At 70.6% G+C, this 15,388-nt stretch carries 10 protein-coding genes; all 10 read left to right on the top strand.

Going from position 1 to position 15,388, the window contains the following annotated elements:
• The 10 genes from A37U_RS41865 to A37U_RS0100980 are packed head-to-tail and all read left to right on the top strand — an operon-like array spanning position 1 to position 15,383.
• On the top strand, positions 1–1,377 hold the full coding sequence (locus A37U_RS41865) for a condensation domain-containing protein (RefSeq protein ID WP_020494738.1): 1,377 nt from the start codon (positions 1–3) through the stop codon (positions 1,375–1,377).
• The gene (locus A37U_RS0101020; RefSeq protein WP_157182564.1) at positions 1,374–2,345 is read left to right on the top strand and encodes an ABC transporter substrate-binding protein; all 972 of its coding nucleotides are present in this window, start codon (positions 1,374–1,376) and stop codon (positions 2,343–2,345) included. The genes A37U_RS41865 and A37U_RS0101020 overlap by 4 nt, the downstream gene beginning before the upstream one ends.
• A gap of 11 nt (positions 2,346–2,356) precedes the next feature.
• Positions 2,357–9,217, top strand: a complete 6,861-nt coding sequence (locus A37U_RS48010; protein ID WP_051111526.1) for a non-ribosomal peptide synthetase — start codon at positions 2,357–2,359, stop codon at positions 9,215–9,217.
• Complete coding sequence (locus A37U_RS0101010) at positions 9,214–10,035, top strand: alpha/beta fold hydrolase (protein WP_020494736.1); 822 nt, start codon at positions 9,214–9,216, stop codon at positions 10,033–10,035. Before A37U_RS48010 ends, A37U_RS0101010 begins: the two co-directional genes overlap by 4 nt.
• The gene (locus A37U_RS0101005; RefSeq protein WP_020494735.1) at positions 10,032–10,967 is read left to right on the top strand and encodes a daunorubicin resistance protein DrrA family ABC transporter ATP-binding protein; all 936 of its coding nucleotides are present in this window, start codon (positions 10,032–10,034) and stop codon (positions 10,965–10,967) included. The genes A37U_RS0101010 and A37U_RS0101005 overlap by 4 nt, the downstream gene beginning before the upstream one ends.
• Positions 10,964–11,764 carry an ABC transporter permease gene (locus A37U_RS41855; protein ID WP_020494734.1) on the top strand — a complete coding sequence of 267 codons (801 nt, stop codon included), beginning with the start codon at positions 10,964–10,966 and terminating at the stop codon, positions 11,762–11,764. The genes A37U_RS0101005 and A37U_RS41855 overlap by 4 nt, the downstream gene beginning before the upstream one ends.
• Positions 11,761–12,561 carry an ABC transporter permease gene (locus A37U_RS0100995; protein WP_020494733.1) on the top strand — a complete coding sequence of 267 codons (801 nt, stop codon included), beginning with the start codon at positions 11,761–11,763 and terminating at the stop codon, positions 12,559–12,561. Before A37U_RS41855 ends, A37U_RS0100995 begins: the two co-directional genes overlap by 4 nt.
• Positions 12,558–14,012, top strand: a complete 1,455-nt coding sequence (locus A37U_RS0100990) for an amino acid adenylation domain-containing protein (protein WP_020494732.1) — start codon at positions 12,558–12,560, stop codon at positions 14,010–14,012. The genes A37U_RS0100995 and A37U_RS0100990 overlap by 4 nt, the downstream gene beginning before the upstream one ends.
• On the top strand, positions 14,005–14,265 hold the full coding sequence (locus tag A37U_RS41850) for an acyl carrier protein (RefSeq protein WP_020494731.1): 261 nt from the start codon (positions 14,005–14,007) through the stop codon (positions 14,263–14,265). Before A37U_RS0100990 ends, A37U_RS41850 begins: the two co-directional genes overlap by 8 nt.
• On the top strand, positions 14,262–15,383 hold the full coding sequence (locus A37U_RS0100980) for an acyl-CoA dehydrogenase family protein (RefSeq protein ID WP_020494730.1): 1,122 nt from the start codon (positions 14,262–14,264) through the stop codon (positions 15,381–15,383). The genes A37U_RS41850 and A37U_RS0100980 overlap by 4 nt, the downstream gene beginning before the upstream one ends.
• Positions 15,384–15,388: the final 5 nt, after the last annotated feature.

The following is a 15,388-nucleotide window of genomic DNA, read 5'->3' as shown; positions in this document are numbered from 1 at the left end:
GTGGATCTCGCCGAACGCCGCAAAGCCCTGCTGGCGAAGAAACTCCGCGCGACCGGGATCGCCGAGGGCGAGGCCGGTATCCCGCACCGCTCCCGGCCGGACCGCGCACCGCTTTCCTATGCGCAGCAACACGCCTGGGCGCATCAGCATGCTGCCCCGGACAGCGCGGCGAACAACCTCTGCCTGAGCATGCGCGCCGAGGGGCCGCTGGATCTCGACGCGTTGCGCGGTGCCTTCGAGGAGGTGGTGCACCGGCACGAGGTACTGCGCACCACCTACCACGCCGATCCGGAAGGCACGCCGTACCAACGGATCCACGAGGAACTGCCACCGCCGGTCACGGTGCTCGACCTTCCCGAAGGCGCCCGGCTGCGCGAACTGATCCGGGACGCCGCCGCCGAACCCTTCGACCTCGCCGCCGAGGGGCCGCTGCGGCTGTGGTTCGTCCGCCACGAACCGCGGGTGTACACGATCCTGCTGGTCATCCAGCACATCGTCTGGGACGGGATGACGCTCGCGGTGCTCTCCGCCGATCTGCGCGAGTGCTACACCGAACTGTGCTCCGGAACCCTTCCACCGCAACACTTTCCGCGGCCGCAGTACGCCGACTACGCGGAATGGCAGCGGTCCGCGGAACTCTCCGGGGTCGAACGGGAGTACTGGCACGCGCGGCTCGAGCCACCGGCACCCGCACTGGCCTTGCCCTACCGCGGGGATGCCGCGGAACCAGCCGACGAAGCGGGGGCACGGGTGGACCGCAGGCTGGCCAGGATCGGCGGGGCGGAACTGCGCACGCTCGCCGGACGGCACGCGACCACCCCCTTCGCGGTCTTCCTGGCGTGTTACGCCGAGGTGCTGCACCGGTACTGTGGCGGGCCGGAGTTCACCATCGGCACCCTCGCCGTGGACCGCGAGGAACCCGGGCTCGGTGCCCTCGCCGGGAATTTCGCCAATCCGATCACGCTGCGGCTCGATCTGACCGGCCGGACGGGGTTCGCCGAACGGCTCGGTCTGGTGCAGGCCGAGTGCGGGGCGGCGTTCACCCGCCGCGGTTATCCCTATCCGGAACTGGCCAGGGAACTCGCCGGGGAGGACGGTTCCGGGCGGGTCCCGTTCTTCGACACCCTCGTGGTGTTCGTGGCCACCGATATCGAGGGGCCACAACTGCCCGGGGTCAGCCTGGACTGGCGGCGCGAGGACACCGGAGCTGCCCAGTTCCCCCTCGTTCCGCTCGGTGTCGAGGTGTTCGTGCGTGCCGAGGGAATCGATGTGCAGCTGACCTATCAGACCGGGCTGCTCGAACGCGCGGCCGTGGTGGAGCTGCTGGACGAACTGGAGGCGGAACTGTGCGCCACGGTGTCCGGGAGGGTGGCATGATCGGAACACGGCGGCGAATCGCCGTACTGCTCGGGATCTGCGCCGTGCTGCTCGGCCTGTGCACGGCCTGTGGGTCCGAAAAGGACGGACGGTCCGGCCCGGTCGCACCCGGTTTCCCGGTGCGGGTACCCGATGGCAAGCAGACCGTCACCGTGCCGGACAAACCGAAACGCGTGGTGGCACTCGGCTACGCCGATATCGCCATCGCCCGCGCGCTCGGTGCCCCGATCGTCGGTGCGGTGCGTTATCCGCAGGGCGCCGACGGGCGGAACTTTCCCGGTGTCCGACCGAACCTGGACGCCGAGGTCGCCGATCTGGATCTGGCGAACCCCAATCTGGAGCGGATCTCCGCGCTGCACCCGGACCTGATCCTGGCCACCGCGGCGCAGCCGGGATACGGTGCGGTGGCCGGCAAACTCGCCCAGCTGGCACCGACCCTGAGCGCGCCGGGCACACCCGGTGACTGGCGGGCACAGACCACCGCGATCGGTGCCGCGCTCGGCGCGCCGGACAAGGCCCGGCAGCTGCTGGCGAAAGCGGACGGGCAGCTCGGCACTTTCGTGCGTGAACATCCTTATCTGCGCGGCAAAACCGCCGTGTTCGGGCAGACCGTGCCTGCGGGACTGCAGCTGATCGTCGGACCGGATGCGGCGACCCCGAAGCTGTTCGACCGCCTCGGGCTGCGGGTCCCGGAGCGGTTCGCCGCCGCGCAACCAGACCAGCAGGGCGCGGTGACGCTGTCCCGGGAACGGCTCGGTGACCTCTCCGCAGCGGATGCCGCGTTCCTCTACTTCTATGCGCCCGGCTTCCGCGAGACCGGAACGCTCACCAGGCTGGACCTGGTGCGCCAGCGGCGATTGCTCGAACTGGACGGCAGGCAGGCCTATGCCCTGTTGCAGCCGAATCCGGCGAACATCGGCTACGTGCTCGACGCCATCCGACCGACCCTGGAACGACTCCGCGGCTGACTGGAGTGCGCGTGACATCCTCATCGAAACAGCATCAGCTGCACCGCAGGCTCGCCGAGGCCGGGCTGCTCGACTCACCGGAATCCGTGGCACGCCGGCGGATCCGGCCGGGTACCGATGCCGGTCCTGCGGTGCTCGCTCCCGCGCAGTTGCGCATGTGGTATCACCAGCAGCTGGCCGAGGGCAGCACCGCCTACAACTTCTGTCTCGTGCTGCGCCCCCGCGGTGCCCTGGATCCCGAGCGCTGCACCCGCGCGCTGCAACGGGCCGTGGCACGGCACGGCATCTTCCGGACCACCTATCACGCCGGCGAGGACGGAATCCCGTACCAGTGCCTGAACGAGGGGCTGCGCGCCGATGTGTCCACTGTGGATCTCGGTGGTCCGGCAGCGGCGGAGCTGGACGAGCGCATCGACGCTCTGGCCACCGCGGCCAAGGAGGCCCCGTTCGCGCTCACCACCGATCCCGGCCTGCGGGTGCGATACGTGACCGCGGGCGCCATGGTGCACGCGGTGATCCTGACCCTGCCGCACATCGCGGGCGACGGTGGCTCGTTCCGCACCTTCCTCGCGGATGTGCAGCGCTGTTTCGGCGAACCCGGACCGGAACGCACCGAGCTGCGCTACCTCGACTATGCGCGCTGGCAGGCACAGCGGCTCGGTTCACCCGAGGATCCGGACAGTGTCCGGGCCCGCCAGCTCGAGTTCTGGGCCCGCGAACTCGACGGGCTCCCGGTCGAACTGGAATTGTCCGCCGACCGGGAACGGCCCGCCGTGCCGGAGTTCGCGGGCGCGCAGCACTGGATGCGGCTGCCGGAGGCGCTCGCCGCCGCGGTCACCGCGCTCACCGAACGCCACCGGGTGAGCCTGCTGGTGGTGCTGCAGGCCGCCGTGGCCACCGCGCTGTACCAGGCCGGGGCCGGAACCGATATTCCGCTGGGCACCCCGGTCGATCTGCGCACCGATTCCGAGCTCGCCGAACTGGTCGGGTTCTTCAACAACACCGTGGTGCTGCGCACGGATCTGCGCGGCGATCCGAGCGTGACCGAATTGCTCGCCCGCGCCCAGGAAACCGGGCTGGCCGCTGTCGATCATGGTGAGGTGCCCTTCGAGCAGGTAGTCGAGCGGATCAATCCACCGCGCTCGCCCGCGCGCAATCCGCTGTTCCAGGTGATGATCGCGGCAACCCGGGAATGGCCGGAACTCGATCTCGGCGGGGTACCGGCCGCCGCGGCCGAACCCAGTCAGACCCAGGCGAAGTTCGACCTGACCTTCGCCATCCACGAGTACACCGACGGCGGAATCGGCTGCTCACTGCTCTACGCCACCGAGCTCTTCACACCGGAAACCGCGCGCGGGCTGCTCGAACTCGTGCTCGGGGTGCTCGGCCAGGCGGCGCACACCCCGGAACTGCGGCTCTCCGAACTCGCCGCCTTCGGTCATCGCGCGCTCGGCGAGCAGGCGTCCGCCTTCGCCGAACTGCTCGCCGAGGAGCATCCGGGAACCGTGCGGTGCGCGGTGGAACTGCCGCAGGGCAGCGGAGCCACACAGGCGGCCGCCGCGGTGTACCGGGCGCTCGCGGCCCACGCGGCACTGCGGTTGCGCCGTGGCACCGAGGGCTGGCGGATCGCGAACGCCGCCGAACTGCTCGCCGAGGGAGTATTCGAGAACCCGGACCGGGCCCGGCTGCACGGCACCCGGCTGGAACTGCGGTTGCCCGCGGCCTTTCTCGATGAGGAATCCGTGCCGACGCTGGCCCGCACACTGCGCGAATCCGGCGGCACACGGACCGTGGACGGCTACCTCGACTACCTGGAGCAGACCGCGGCCTTCGCCGAAGACCCGGGCATCGTGGCGCACGCCGAGACCTGGCTGGACGACAACGAGGGGTTCGCCGAGCCAGACGAGGCCGCCGGTGCGGACACCGCGCACGAACCGCACCGGATCACCCTGCCTGCCGGTCTTCCGGCACCGGATCCGGAAACCTTGCGCGGTTGCGCGGTATCCGCACTGGCGGCCGCCTACCGGGAAATCGGGGTGGCCGCGCCGCCGGTCGAACTGGACGAACCCGATCGGGACCGCGGACCGTACGCGGCGACCGTCGGCCGCTGCCGCAGGCGGTTCCCGGTGGTCCCCGGCCCGGACGGAGAACTCGAGGTGCCCGCGGATCCGTGGCGCGCGGTGAGCTACCGGCTCGCCGCTGCGCTCAGCCCGCACACCGCGGGTGCCTTCGCCGAACTCGGGGAACCCGGACTGCGCCTGCGGCTGGTGTGCGCCGAGGCCGGTACGGAACCGGCGGGACCGGAGCTACGGGTCTCGCTGCCCGGCGAACGCGAACTGCTGCTGGAGGGTACCGGCCACCCACCGGGGCTGCTCGAAGCATGGGCGCCCCGGCTGCTGGAGGCACTGCGCGAGCACCGTGGCCCGGACGACCGGCTGCTCGGCCTCGAACCGGCGCAGCGGCATGCGCTGGAACGGGATTTCGGCCCGCTGCGCGAAATCCTGCCGCTGTCTCCATTGCAGGAAGGGCTGCTGTTCCACCTGTTCTCCGCGGACCGCGGCGAGGACGTCTACATCTCGCAGACCGGTATCGAGCTGACCGGACCGCTCGACCCGGATCGGCTGCGCCGGGCCGCCTCCGCCGCGCTGGCCGCCTGCCCGACGGTCGGCGCCGGTTTCGCCGAGGTCGGGGAGCGCTTGGTACAGCTCGTTCCGGAACGGCTCCACGTTCCCTGGCGCAGCCTCGACGTGTCCGAAGTGGACGATCCGGGCGCCGCGGTGCGCGAGCTCACCGATGCCGAGTACCACACGGGATTCGATCCGGCCCGCCCGCCGATGGCCCGGTTCGCCCTGATCACCCTCGCCGAAGACCGGCATCGCCTGTTGTTCACCGCACACCACGTGTTGCTGGACGGCTGGTCGATCCGGTTGTTGCTGATCCTGGTGCTGCGCTGGTACACCGATCCGGACGGAATCGAATCACCGCCGCCGTTCCGGAACTTCCTTTCCTGGCTTGCCGAACAGGACGAGGAGGCCGCCGACACGGCATGGCGGGGACAGCTGGGCGGCGCCGAACCCACGCTGCTCGCACCGCGCATCGCCGGGGTCGCCGCGGACGCCGGCCGCACCGAGGAACGCACCGAAACACTGCCCGAGGGCCTGGCCCGCCGGGTCGAGGAACTCGCGAAAACGAGCGGAACCACGGTCAGCACGGTGTACGAGCTTGCCTGGGCGGTGTTGCTGATGCGGCTCACCGGTACCCGGGATGTGCTGTTCGGGACCGTGATCTCCGGACGGCCACCGGAGATCGAGAACGTGGACCGGATGATCGGCCTGCTGTTCAACACGGTGCCCGCCAGGGTCGGGGCGGGGCCCGGTGCCACCGTGGGGGACACACTGCGGTCCCTGCACCGGCGGAAATCCGTGCACCTGCGCTACGGGTATCCGAGCCTGTCCCGGCTGCACCGGATCGCCGGGCAGCAGCGGTTGTTCGACACGCTGTTCGTGGTGCAGAACCTGCCCGCCCCGGCCCACGAGGAGGGCTTCGGGCCGGACCGGGCGCTGCGCATGACCGGGGCCTCGGTGCGGGACGCGACGCACTATCCGCTGAGCATGGCGGTCACCCCGGAGCCGGGCGCGGTCGGACTGCGGTTGATGTACCGCACCGACGCGTTCAGCCCGGAACAGGCGCACGGACTCTTCGATCGCTATCTGCGCTGCCTCGAAGGGATCGCCGAAGGACCGGAACAGTGGATCCACCGGGTGGATGTGCTCTCCGGTGCGGAACGGAACCTGCTGCTCGAGGGGCACAACCACACCACGGGGCCGATTCCGGAGGCCTCGGTGGCCGAACTGCTCGCCGCGCAGGCCGCCGAGACCCCGGCTGCCATCGCGGTCGTCGCCGGAGCGACCGTGCTGCGCTACGCCGAGCTGGCCACGCTGGCCAACCGCACCGCCCGGCTGCTGCTGGCGCACGGGGCGGGCGCGGAACACCGGGTCGCCCTGCTGCTGCCGCGCTCCGAGCTGATGATCGGCGCGCTGTTCGGGGTGTTCGCCGCGCACGCCGCATATGTGCCCATCGATCAGGAGACTCCGCCCGCGCGCATCCGCTCCATGCTCGACCAGTCCGCGCCGACGCTCATCCTGACCACCCCGGAGCTCGCCGGGCGGCTGCCCGAGCAGTACGCGCGGGATCCGCGGGTGGTGCACTACGCCGGTGCCACGGAATACCCGGGCACCCCACCGGAACAGGTGCCCCGGCCCGCCGGGCTCGACCACCTAGCCTATGTCATCTTCACCTCCGGCTCCACCGGGGAACCCAAGGGTGTCGCGGTGAACTATCGCGGGCTGACCAACATGTTCCACAACCACGAACGGGAGATCTTCGCCCCGGTGCTGGACCGAGTCGGTGGCAGGCGGCTGCGCATCGCGCACACCACCTCGTTTTCCTTCGACGCCTCCTGGGAACAGTTGCTCTGGCTACTCGCCGGGCACGAGGTGCACGTGATCGACGACGAATTGCGCCGCAATCCGCCCGGGCTGCTCGCCTACTTCGACGGGCACCGCATCGACGCCTTCGACGTCACCCCGACCTACGGACAGCATCTGGTGGAACAGGGGCTGCTGGAGCGGCCGAGGGCACAGGATCCGCGGCACAGTGAGGAACCCGGTGTCGTGTTCGTCTCGCTCGGCGGGGAAGCGGTCGGCGATGCGCTGTGGACCGGCCTGCGCGCGGCTCCCGGGGTTTCCGGCTACAACCTGTACGGCCCGACCGAGTACACGATCAACGCGCTCGGTGCCGATCTCGCGGACTCGGCGGATCCCACGGTGGGGCGCCCGATCCGGAACACCCGCGCCTATGTCCTCAGCACCGGGCTGCTTCCCGTCCCGGAAGGCGTCACCGGGGAGCTCTATCTTGCCGGGATCGGGCTGGCGCGCGGTTATCTCGGCCGCGGCGGACTCACCGCGGAACGATTCCTCGCCGATCCCTTCGGCGCGCCGGGCACCCGGATGTACCGCACCGGTGACCTGGCCAGGTGGCGCCCGGACGGCGGGCTCGACTTCCTCGGCCGCGCCGACGATCAGGTGAAGATCCGCGGCCACCGCATCGAACCCGCCGAGGTGGGCAATGTGCTCGCCGCGCTGGACGGGGTCGGGCAGGCGGCGGTGATCGCGCACGGCAGCGGAACCGAGGCCAGGCTGATCGGCTATGTGGTGCCCGATTCCGGGGCCGCCGGGGAACTCGGCACCGAGGCGCTGCGGGAACGCCTCACCGCGCAGCTGCCCTCGACCATGGTGCCCGCCGTCCTGCTCGCCGTGGACTGCCTGCCGCTGACCGTGAACGGGAAACTCGACCTCGCCGCCCTCCCGGAACCGGCGCTCGCCGCCGAGCGGGAACGGGAACCGGGCCGTACCCCGGCGGAGCGACTGGTCGCCGAGCTGTTCGCCGAGGTGCTGGAGCGGGACGCGGTCGGCAGGGCGGAGGACTTCTTCGCCGTGGGCGGGCATTCGCTGCTGGTCGTCCGGCTGGTGAACAAGCTGCGTGCCCGCTTCGATCCGGGGATCTCGGTGCGCGATATCTACGATGCGCCGAGCCCCGCGTTGCTCGCCGCCCGCGGACCGCAGGAAGCAGACACCGACACCGAAACCGGCGGCGAACTCGAACTGCTGCGCGCGGACACCGAACTCGCTGCGGACATCCGCGCGGACGGTTGCGCACCGGCGGTGGAACCGGGGCGGGCGCGGCACATCCTGCTCACCGGTGCCGCCGGGTTCCTCGGCTCCTTCCTGCTCGCCGAACTGCTCGCCACGACCCCGGCCACGGTGCACTGCCTGGTGCGTGCCGCCGATGAGGAGGCCGGATACCGGCGGGTGTGCGCGGCCCTGCGGCGCTACCGGCTCTGGTCACCGGACTACGCGCAGCGGATCGTCGCGGTGCCCGGTGATCTCGCCGCACCGCGCCTCGGCCTGGACAGCGAGCGGTACGCCTGGCTGGCCGAGCACTCCGGGGAGATCTACCACAACGCGGCGAAGGTCAACGATATCGAGGCGTATCCGAAACTGCGGGAGACCAATGTGGACGGAGCGGTCGCGGTGCTGCGGCTGGCCACGACCGGGCGGCTCAAACCGGTCCGGTTCATCTCCACCGCCTCGGTATCGGTGCGCCGTGGCGCCAATCCGGCGGTACTGCCCGAGGAGCCGGCGCTGAGCGCCGAACAGATCGGCACGAACGGCTATGTGCGCAGCAAATGGGTCGCCGAGGAACTGATGCGTGCGGCCGCCGGTCGTGGCATACCGGTCGCGATCTACCGGCCCGGACGGATCAGCGGGCACAGCGGAACCGGCGCGTGCAGCGACTCCATCGGATTCTGGTACTTCATCCGTGCCATGGTGCTGCTCGGGGCCGCGCCGGAACTGCGCTCGGATGCGATCACCCTGGCGCCGGTGGACTACGTGGCGGGCGCGATCGTGCGGCTGGCACACACCGATCCGGGCACCGGCAGGGCCCACCACCTCACCAATGAGCAGCCGACCAGTATCGCCGCCATCCTGGACCGGTTGCGTGCGGCCGGATTCGTGCTGCCGGTGCTGCCCTTCGAACAGTGGCGTGCGCTGCTCGAGGAGCGCGCGGGCGAGCTCGCCGAACGCGGGGACCACTCACTCGCCCAGGCGGTGCTGCTCGCCGAGCACTACGGCAAATACACCGGAAGCACGAGCGAATCCCGGCTAGGCCAGGAACACACCAGGGCCGGGCTCGCCGGATCCGGGTTCGGTTGCCCACCGGTCACCGCCGAGACCCTGGACCGCTATGTGGCGTACTTCCGCGCCATCGCGTTCCTCCCGGAACCCGCGAGCGCGGGGAGCCGCCGATGAGCACCGCACCGGTGAACGGCAGGAACTGCAGCTACACCGAACACGGCAACGGGCCGCTCGCGGTGCTCGTGATGGGCACCGGGAGCCCCGGCCGGGTCTGGCACGGTCACCAGGTGCCCGCGCTGACCACGGCCGGGTACCGGGTGGTCACCCCGGACAACCGCGGGCTCGAACCCGGGGACGGCACGGATTTCGGCATGGCCGAACTGGTCGGCGATCTCGCCGGACTGCTCGATCACCTCGACGCGGGCCCGGCCGTGCTGATCGGCACCTCGCTCGGCGCGCGCATCGTGGCCGAGCTCGCCCTCGAACGGCCGGAGCTGGTGGACCGGATGGTGCTCATGGCCACCTGCGGGCGCCCGGAACCGGTGCAGGACACCCTGACCCGGGGAGAGTGCGCGCTGCACGACGAGGGCATCGTGCTGCCACCGGACTACTATGCGGCGATCACCGCGCTGCAGAACCTTTCCCCGGCGACACTGCGCGATCCGGTCGCGGTGCGCGACTGGCTGGACCTGTTCGCGCTGCAGGGATCTGCGGTGACCGAGGGGGTGCGCACGCAGTATTCCGTGCAGCTGCGGGATTTCCCGGACCGGCTCGCGGACTACCGGCGGATCACCGCGCCGGCATTGGTGATCGGGTTCGCCGACGATCTGATGGTGCCGCCGGAACTCGGCCGCGAGGTGGCCGAGGCCATCCCGGCCGCGCAGTACACCGAACTCGCCGACTGCGGGCATTTCGGCTATCTCGAACGCCCGGAAGCGGTACACGAAGCGATATCCCGGTTTCTCCGGGAGACCGAAGGAGGGAACCGGTGAACGTCGTCGCGCTCGAAGACGTGCACAAGCGGTTCGGGCCGACCGAAGCATTGCGCGGGCTCTCGCTCACCGTCGCCGAGGGCAGCATCCTCGGCGTGCTCGGCCCGAACGGTGCGGGCAAGACCACCGCGATCAATGTGCTCACCACGCTGGTGCGCCCGGATTCCGGGCGAGCCTCGGTCGCCGGATACGACACGGTGACCGAGCCGGACCGGGCGCGTTCGGTGATCGGCGTGACCGGCCAGTTCGCCGCACTGGACGAGAACCTGACCGCGCGGGAGAACCTGAACCTGTTCGCCAGGCTGAACAAACTCGGCCGGTACGCGGGACGGCGCCGGGCCGGGGAACTGCTGGAGGCCTTCGGTCTCGCGGAGGTGGGCGACCGGCGCTGCGGCGGTTTCTCCGGCGGCATGCGCAGGCGGCTGGACCTCGCGGTGTCCATCATCGCCCGGCCGTTGGTGCTGTTCCTGGACGAGCCGACCACCGGGCTCGACCCGAACAGCCGTGCCGCGCTCTGGGAGATGGTGCGCGGGCTGCGCGCCGAGGGCGTGACGATTCTGCTGACCACGCAGTATCTGCAGGAGGCCGATGAACTCGCCGACCAGATCGCGGTGATCGACGGCGGGCAGGTCATCGCCGAGGGCAGCGTCGCCACGCTCAAGGCGAAGATCGGTGGCGCGGTCTGCCACCTCACCCTCGCCGATCCGGGCACCAGGGCCCGCGCGCGGGACATCCTGGGCGCCCGGTACCGGATCACCGAGAACGGGCAGCTGCTTTCGGTGCCCGCACAGGGATCCCGGACCCTGACCGAGGTGCTGCGCACCCTGGACACGCACGAGATCGAGGTGGACGACGCCGCGCTGCGCCACCCCAGCCTCGACGATGTGTTCTTCGCGCTGACCGGCGCACCGAGCACGGGGGCGCCCGAATGAGCGCGGCCCTCGTCGTGGTGCGCCCGCACGGGCCGACGCCGTCCGCGCTCGCCGACTGGCGGGCGCTCGCGGTCCGGCATCTGGTGCAGATCCTGCGCAGACCGGCAACGCTGATCGGGGTGCTGTGCACCCCGATGGTGTTCGCGGTGCTGTTCTTCGCGGTGTTCGGCCGCTTCATTCCGGCATCCGGGCTCGGCTACGCCCAGTACCTGTTGCCCGCGGTGCTCATCCAGGCGACGCTGTCCAACGGGATCTCCGCCGCGGTGGCGGCCGCGGAGGATGTGGGCACCGGATTCCTGCGCCGCCTGCGCGCGCTGCCCATCGCCCGCTCGGCCCCGCTGCTCGGCTGGCTCGCGGCCCGGGTGCTCGTAGCGCTGGTTTCCTTGCTGCTGCTGGTATCGGTGGGCTACGGGCTCGGCTTCCGGTTCCTCGGCGGGCCGCCGGCCACCGTAGGGTTCGTGTTGTGCACGATCCTGCTCGCGCTCACCGTCTGTTCCGGTTACCTCGCCCTCGGGCTGAGCATCCAGAAGCTGCCGCTGCTCGACGCGGTGTGCAACCTCGTCTACTTTCCGATGTTGTTGCTCTCCAACGCTTTCACGCCCACCGGCTCCTATCCGGGCTGGCTGCGGCCGGTGATCGCGCAGCTCCCCGTCTCTCGGATCGCGGATCTGCTGCGCGCGCTGAGCGTCCCGGCGACCCCTCCGGTTTCCACCGTCCTGATCGGACTGGCCTGGCTGCTCGGCCCGCTGGTGCTGTTCGTCTGGCTCGGTGCGCGCCGGTTCGGGAGGCAGGCATGACCACGAACACCGCCGCGCGCCCGGAATTCTTCCGGGACGCCGCACTGCTGGCCGGGCGGGCGGTGCGGGAGACCTTCCGCAGCCCCGCGACGATCGTGCTCGGCTCGTTCTTCCCACTGGTGATGCTGCTCGCGATGACGCTGGGCTTCGCGGATGTGGTGCTGCCGGGCCGTGGCTATGCCGGATACGTGAACTACAGCCTGCCGCTGTTCATCGTCATGGGCGTGGTCTTCGCCGCGCTGAACACTGCCGTGGCCACCTACCGGGATCTGCACGGCGGGATGGACGCGCGGCTGCGCACCGTGGCGATCGCGCGTTCGGCCCCGTTGCTCGGCCGGGTCGGCGCCGATGCGGTGCGCAATCTGGCCACCACGGTGCTGGTGTTCCTGCTGGGCTTCGCGCTCGGTTTCCGCTTCGCGGCCGGTCCGCTCGCGATCCTGGGCTTTTTCCTGCTGCCTGTGGTGTTCGGTTTCGGCATCGCCTGGTTCATGGTCGCGATCGCGATGCGCGCCAAGTCCGCGGAGACCGCCATCTCACTGGTGAACGTGCTGCTGTTGGTGCTGTCCTTCCTGTCCACCGGTTTCGCGCCGAAGGGATCGCTGGCCGGCTGGGCCGAACCGATCGCCGCGGTGAACCCGCTCTCCTCGGCCATCGACGCGATGCGCGGGCTCGCGCACGGCGGGGAACTCACCGGCCCGCTGCTGGCCACACTCGCCTGGACGGTCGCGCTGACCGCGGTGTTCGGGGCCGTTGCGGTATCCGCCTACCGGTCCCGCGGCGAACGGAGGTCCGGATGAACCGGCTGGACGAACTGCTGGCCGAGGCCGCGCGGCGAGCCCCGGAGGCGCCCGCACTGCGCGCGGACGGGGCGGGTGTCGGGTACCGCGAACTGGAGCTGCAGGTGCGCGAGCTCGCGGACCGGCTGGCCGCCGGGGGAGTGCGCCCGGGGCACCGGGTCGGGATCCACCTGCCGAAGAACGCGGACGCGGTGCGCGCGGTCTACGCCGTCCTGCGGGCCGGGGCCGTCGCGGCACCATTGGAGTATGCCGATCCGGCCGCACGGATCGAGCGCGCCGCGCAGAACGCGGATCTCGACTTCGTGCTCACCACGGGGAACGACGGCATGCTGCTGGCGAATGTGGTGCTGGAACCGCGTTCCCCGGTCGAGCGGGATCCCGGGCAGGACGCCTACATCCTGTTCACCTCCGGTTCCACCGGCTGGCCGAAGGGAGTGCTGCTCACCCACGACAACATCCTCACCTTCGTGCGCTGGTCGGTGGCCGCCCTGGGAATCGGTGCCGGGGACCGGATCGGCTCGCAGTCCGCGCTGAGCTTCGATCTGTCCACTTTCGACATTTTCGGTTCCGCGCTGGCGGGCGCCTGCCTGGTACTGCTGCCCGAGGAACTGAAACCGTTCCCCCGGGATGTGACCGGCTGGCTCGCCGATGAGCGGATCACCGTCTGGTACGCGGTACCCACCTTCTACCGCGCGCTCGCCGATCGGGGTGGCGCCCGTGCCGCGGTACTTCCCGAACTGCGGGTGTGCGCGTTCGCCGGTGAACCGTTCCCTCCGGAGTTACTGGAGTGGTACCTGCGTGAGTTTCCCGGGCGGGACTGGTGGAATCTGTACGGGCCGACCGAAACCAACGTGTGCACCGGTTTCCGGGTCCCCACGGACTGGCGGGCCGTCGAGGGCCTGCCCATCGGCGGCGCGATCGACGGGCTTTCGGTGGAACTGTTCGACGAGCGCGACCGGCCGGCCACCGAGGGCGAGATCGCCGTCGCCGGGCGCTCGGTGTTCCGCGGTTACCTGCAGGACGGGCGGCTGCGGGACGCGTGCGTGCCGCTGCGGTTCGCCGACGGCGAGACCCGGCGGGCCTACCGCACCGGGGATTTGGCCACTGTGGACGGACAGGGCCGGATCCGGTTGCACGGCAGGCGCGATCACCAAGTGAAGTTCCGCGGGCACCGGATCGATCTCGGCGAACTCGAACACGCGGCGAGCGGGATACCGGGAATCGCCGAGGCGGTGGCGCTGCCGCACGGGGACCGGCTCGCCCTGTTCGCGGTCACCGAGGGCATCGGGCCGGGGCCGCTGCGCGCGCAGCTCGCCGCACAGCTCCCGCGCCGGATGATGCCCGACATCCTGCGCGAAATCGACCGGCTTCCGCTCAACAACAGGGGCAAGCTCGACCGGCCCGCGCTGGCCGCCGGGCTGCCCGACACAGAGGAGGAATCGAATGACTGATCTCGAACGATTGCGGGCACTCGTGGAGCGGGTGATCCGGGAATCGGCGAGCGGCCCGGTCGAACCGATCGAACCGGACACCCCACTGCTGATCTCCGGGCTGCTCGATTCGCTGACGATCATGAAGATCGTCGGTGAAATCGAACGCGAGCACGGGGTGCGGCTCGGAGATGCCGAGATCGTCGCCGCCAACTTCCGTGACGTCCGCGCACTGTGCCGGGCGGTCGCTCCCGAACAGACCGTGGCACGATGACGGCCCCACTCGGTCTGGACGGCGCGCTCGAACAGCGGGTGCTCGCGGCGCGGCAGCGGGCGGAACCGGTGGCGGCGGAGCTTTCCGGGGCGGATTTCCGCACCGCGTGGAAAGCCCTCGGCGCACACGGCCTGCTCACCGATCCCGAATCGGTGCTCGACGGGATCGCGATGATCGAGGGACTCGGCCGGGCCGGGGTGCCCGCCGGACTGTGCTACGCGCTCACCTCACAGCTGTTCGGGGTGCAGCGCCCGCTGCGGGCCGCGCTCGGTGAAGCGGTGCTGCCCGATGCGGTGCGGTCCGGTGAACTCGTGCTCTGTCACGCGCTGACCGAGGACGAGGGCGGCAGCGATCCGCTTTCCATGCGCACCAGCGCGGTTCGCCGCGAGGACGGGAGTTTTCGGCTCAACGGCAGGAAATCCTTCATCACCGCGGCCCCGGTCGCGGACCTGGCCCTGGTGTTCGCGCGCACCGAGGAGGGCAACCATCCGTTCGCGCTCACCCCGTTCCTCGTCGATCTGGACGCGGAAGGGGTCACCCGCACCGAAGCGTTCGGCAAGCTCGCCCTCCCGGAGGTTCCGATGGGCGCGCTCGAATTCACCGAGGTGCACGTGCCCGCGGAGCGGATGCTCGGCGAACCGGGCTCCGGGCTCGCCCTGCTGACCGCGACCACGGCCTGGGAACGTTCCGTACTGCTGGGGTACGCGCTCGGGCCGATGCAGCGGGTGCTCGACCGGACCGTGAGCTGGGCACGGGACCGGAGCCAGTTCGGCAGGCCGATGGGGGCAAGCCAGCTGGTCGCCGGGCGGGTCGCGGAGATGGCCATGGCGCTGTGGCGCTCCCGCGGGCTGGTGTACGGCATCGCCCGCCGTCTCGATGATGGCGAATCGATCCGCCGGCTGGCCGGTGAGGCGGCGCTGACCAAGATCTCGGTCTCCCAGGACTACATCGCCTTCACCGAGCACGCCACCGCGCTCGGCGGTGTCCGTTCCTTCGTCGCGGGCTCCGGGCTCACCGCGGAACTGTTCGGGCCGCTCGCCGGGCTCGTCTACGCCGGACCGAACGACCTGTTACGCGTCACCGTCGCCCGCGAGCTCGGGCTTCCGGTGCAGAACTGAAACTG

The sequence above is a fragment of the Sciscionella marina DSM 45152 genome, assembly GCF_000379465.1.
GTDB lineage: Bacteria > Actinomycetota > Actinomycetes > Mycobacteriales > Pseudonocardiaceae > Sciscionella > Sciscionella marina.
The sequence above is the reverse complement of the archived record's forward strand: the minus strand, read 5'-3'. Positions and strand labels throughout refer to the sequence as shown.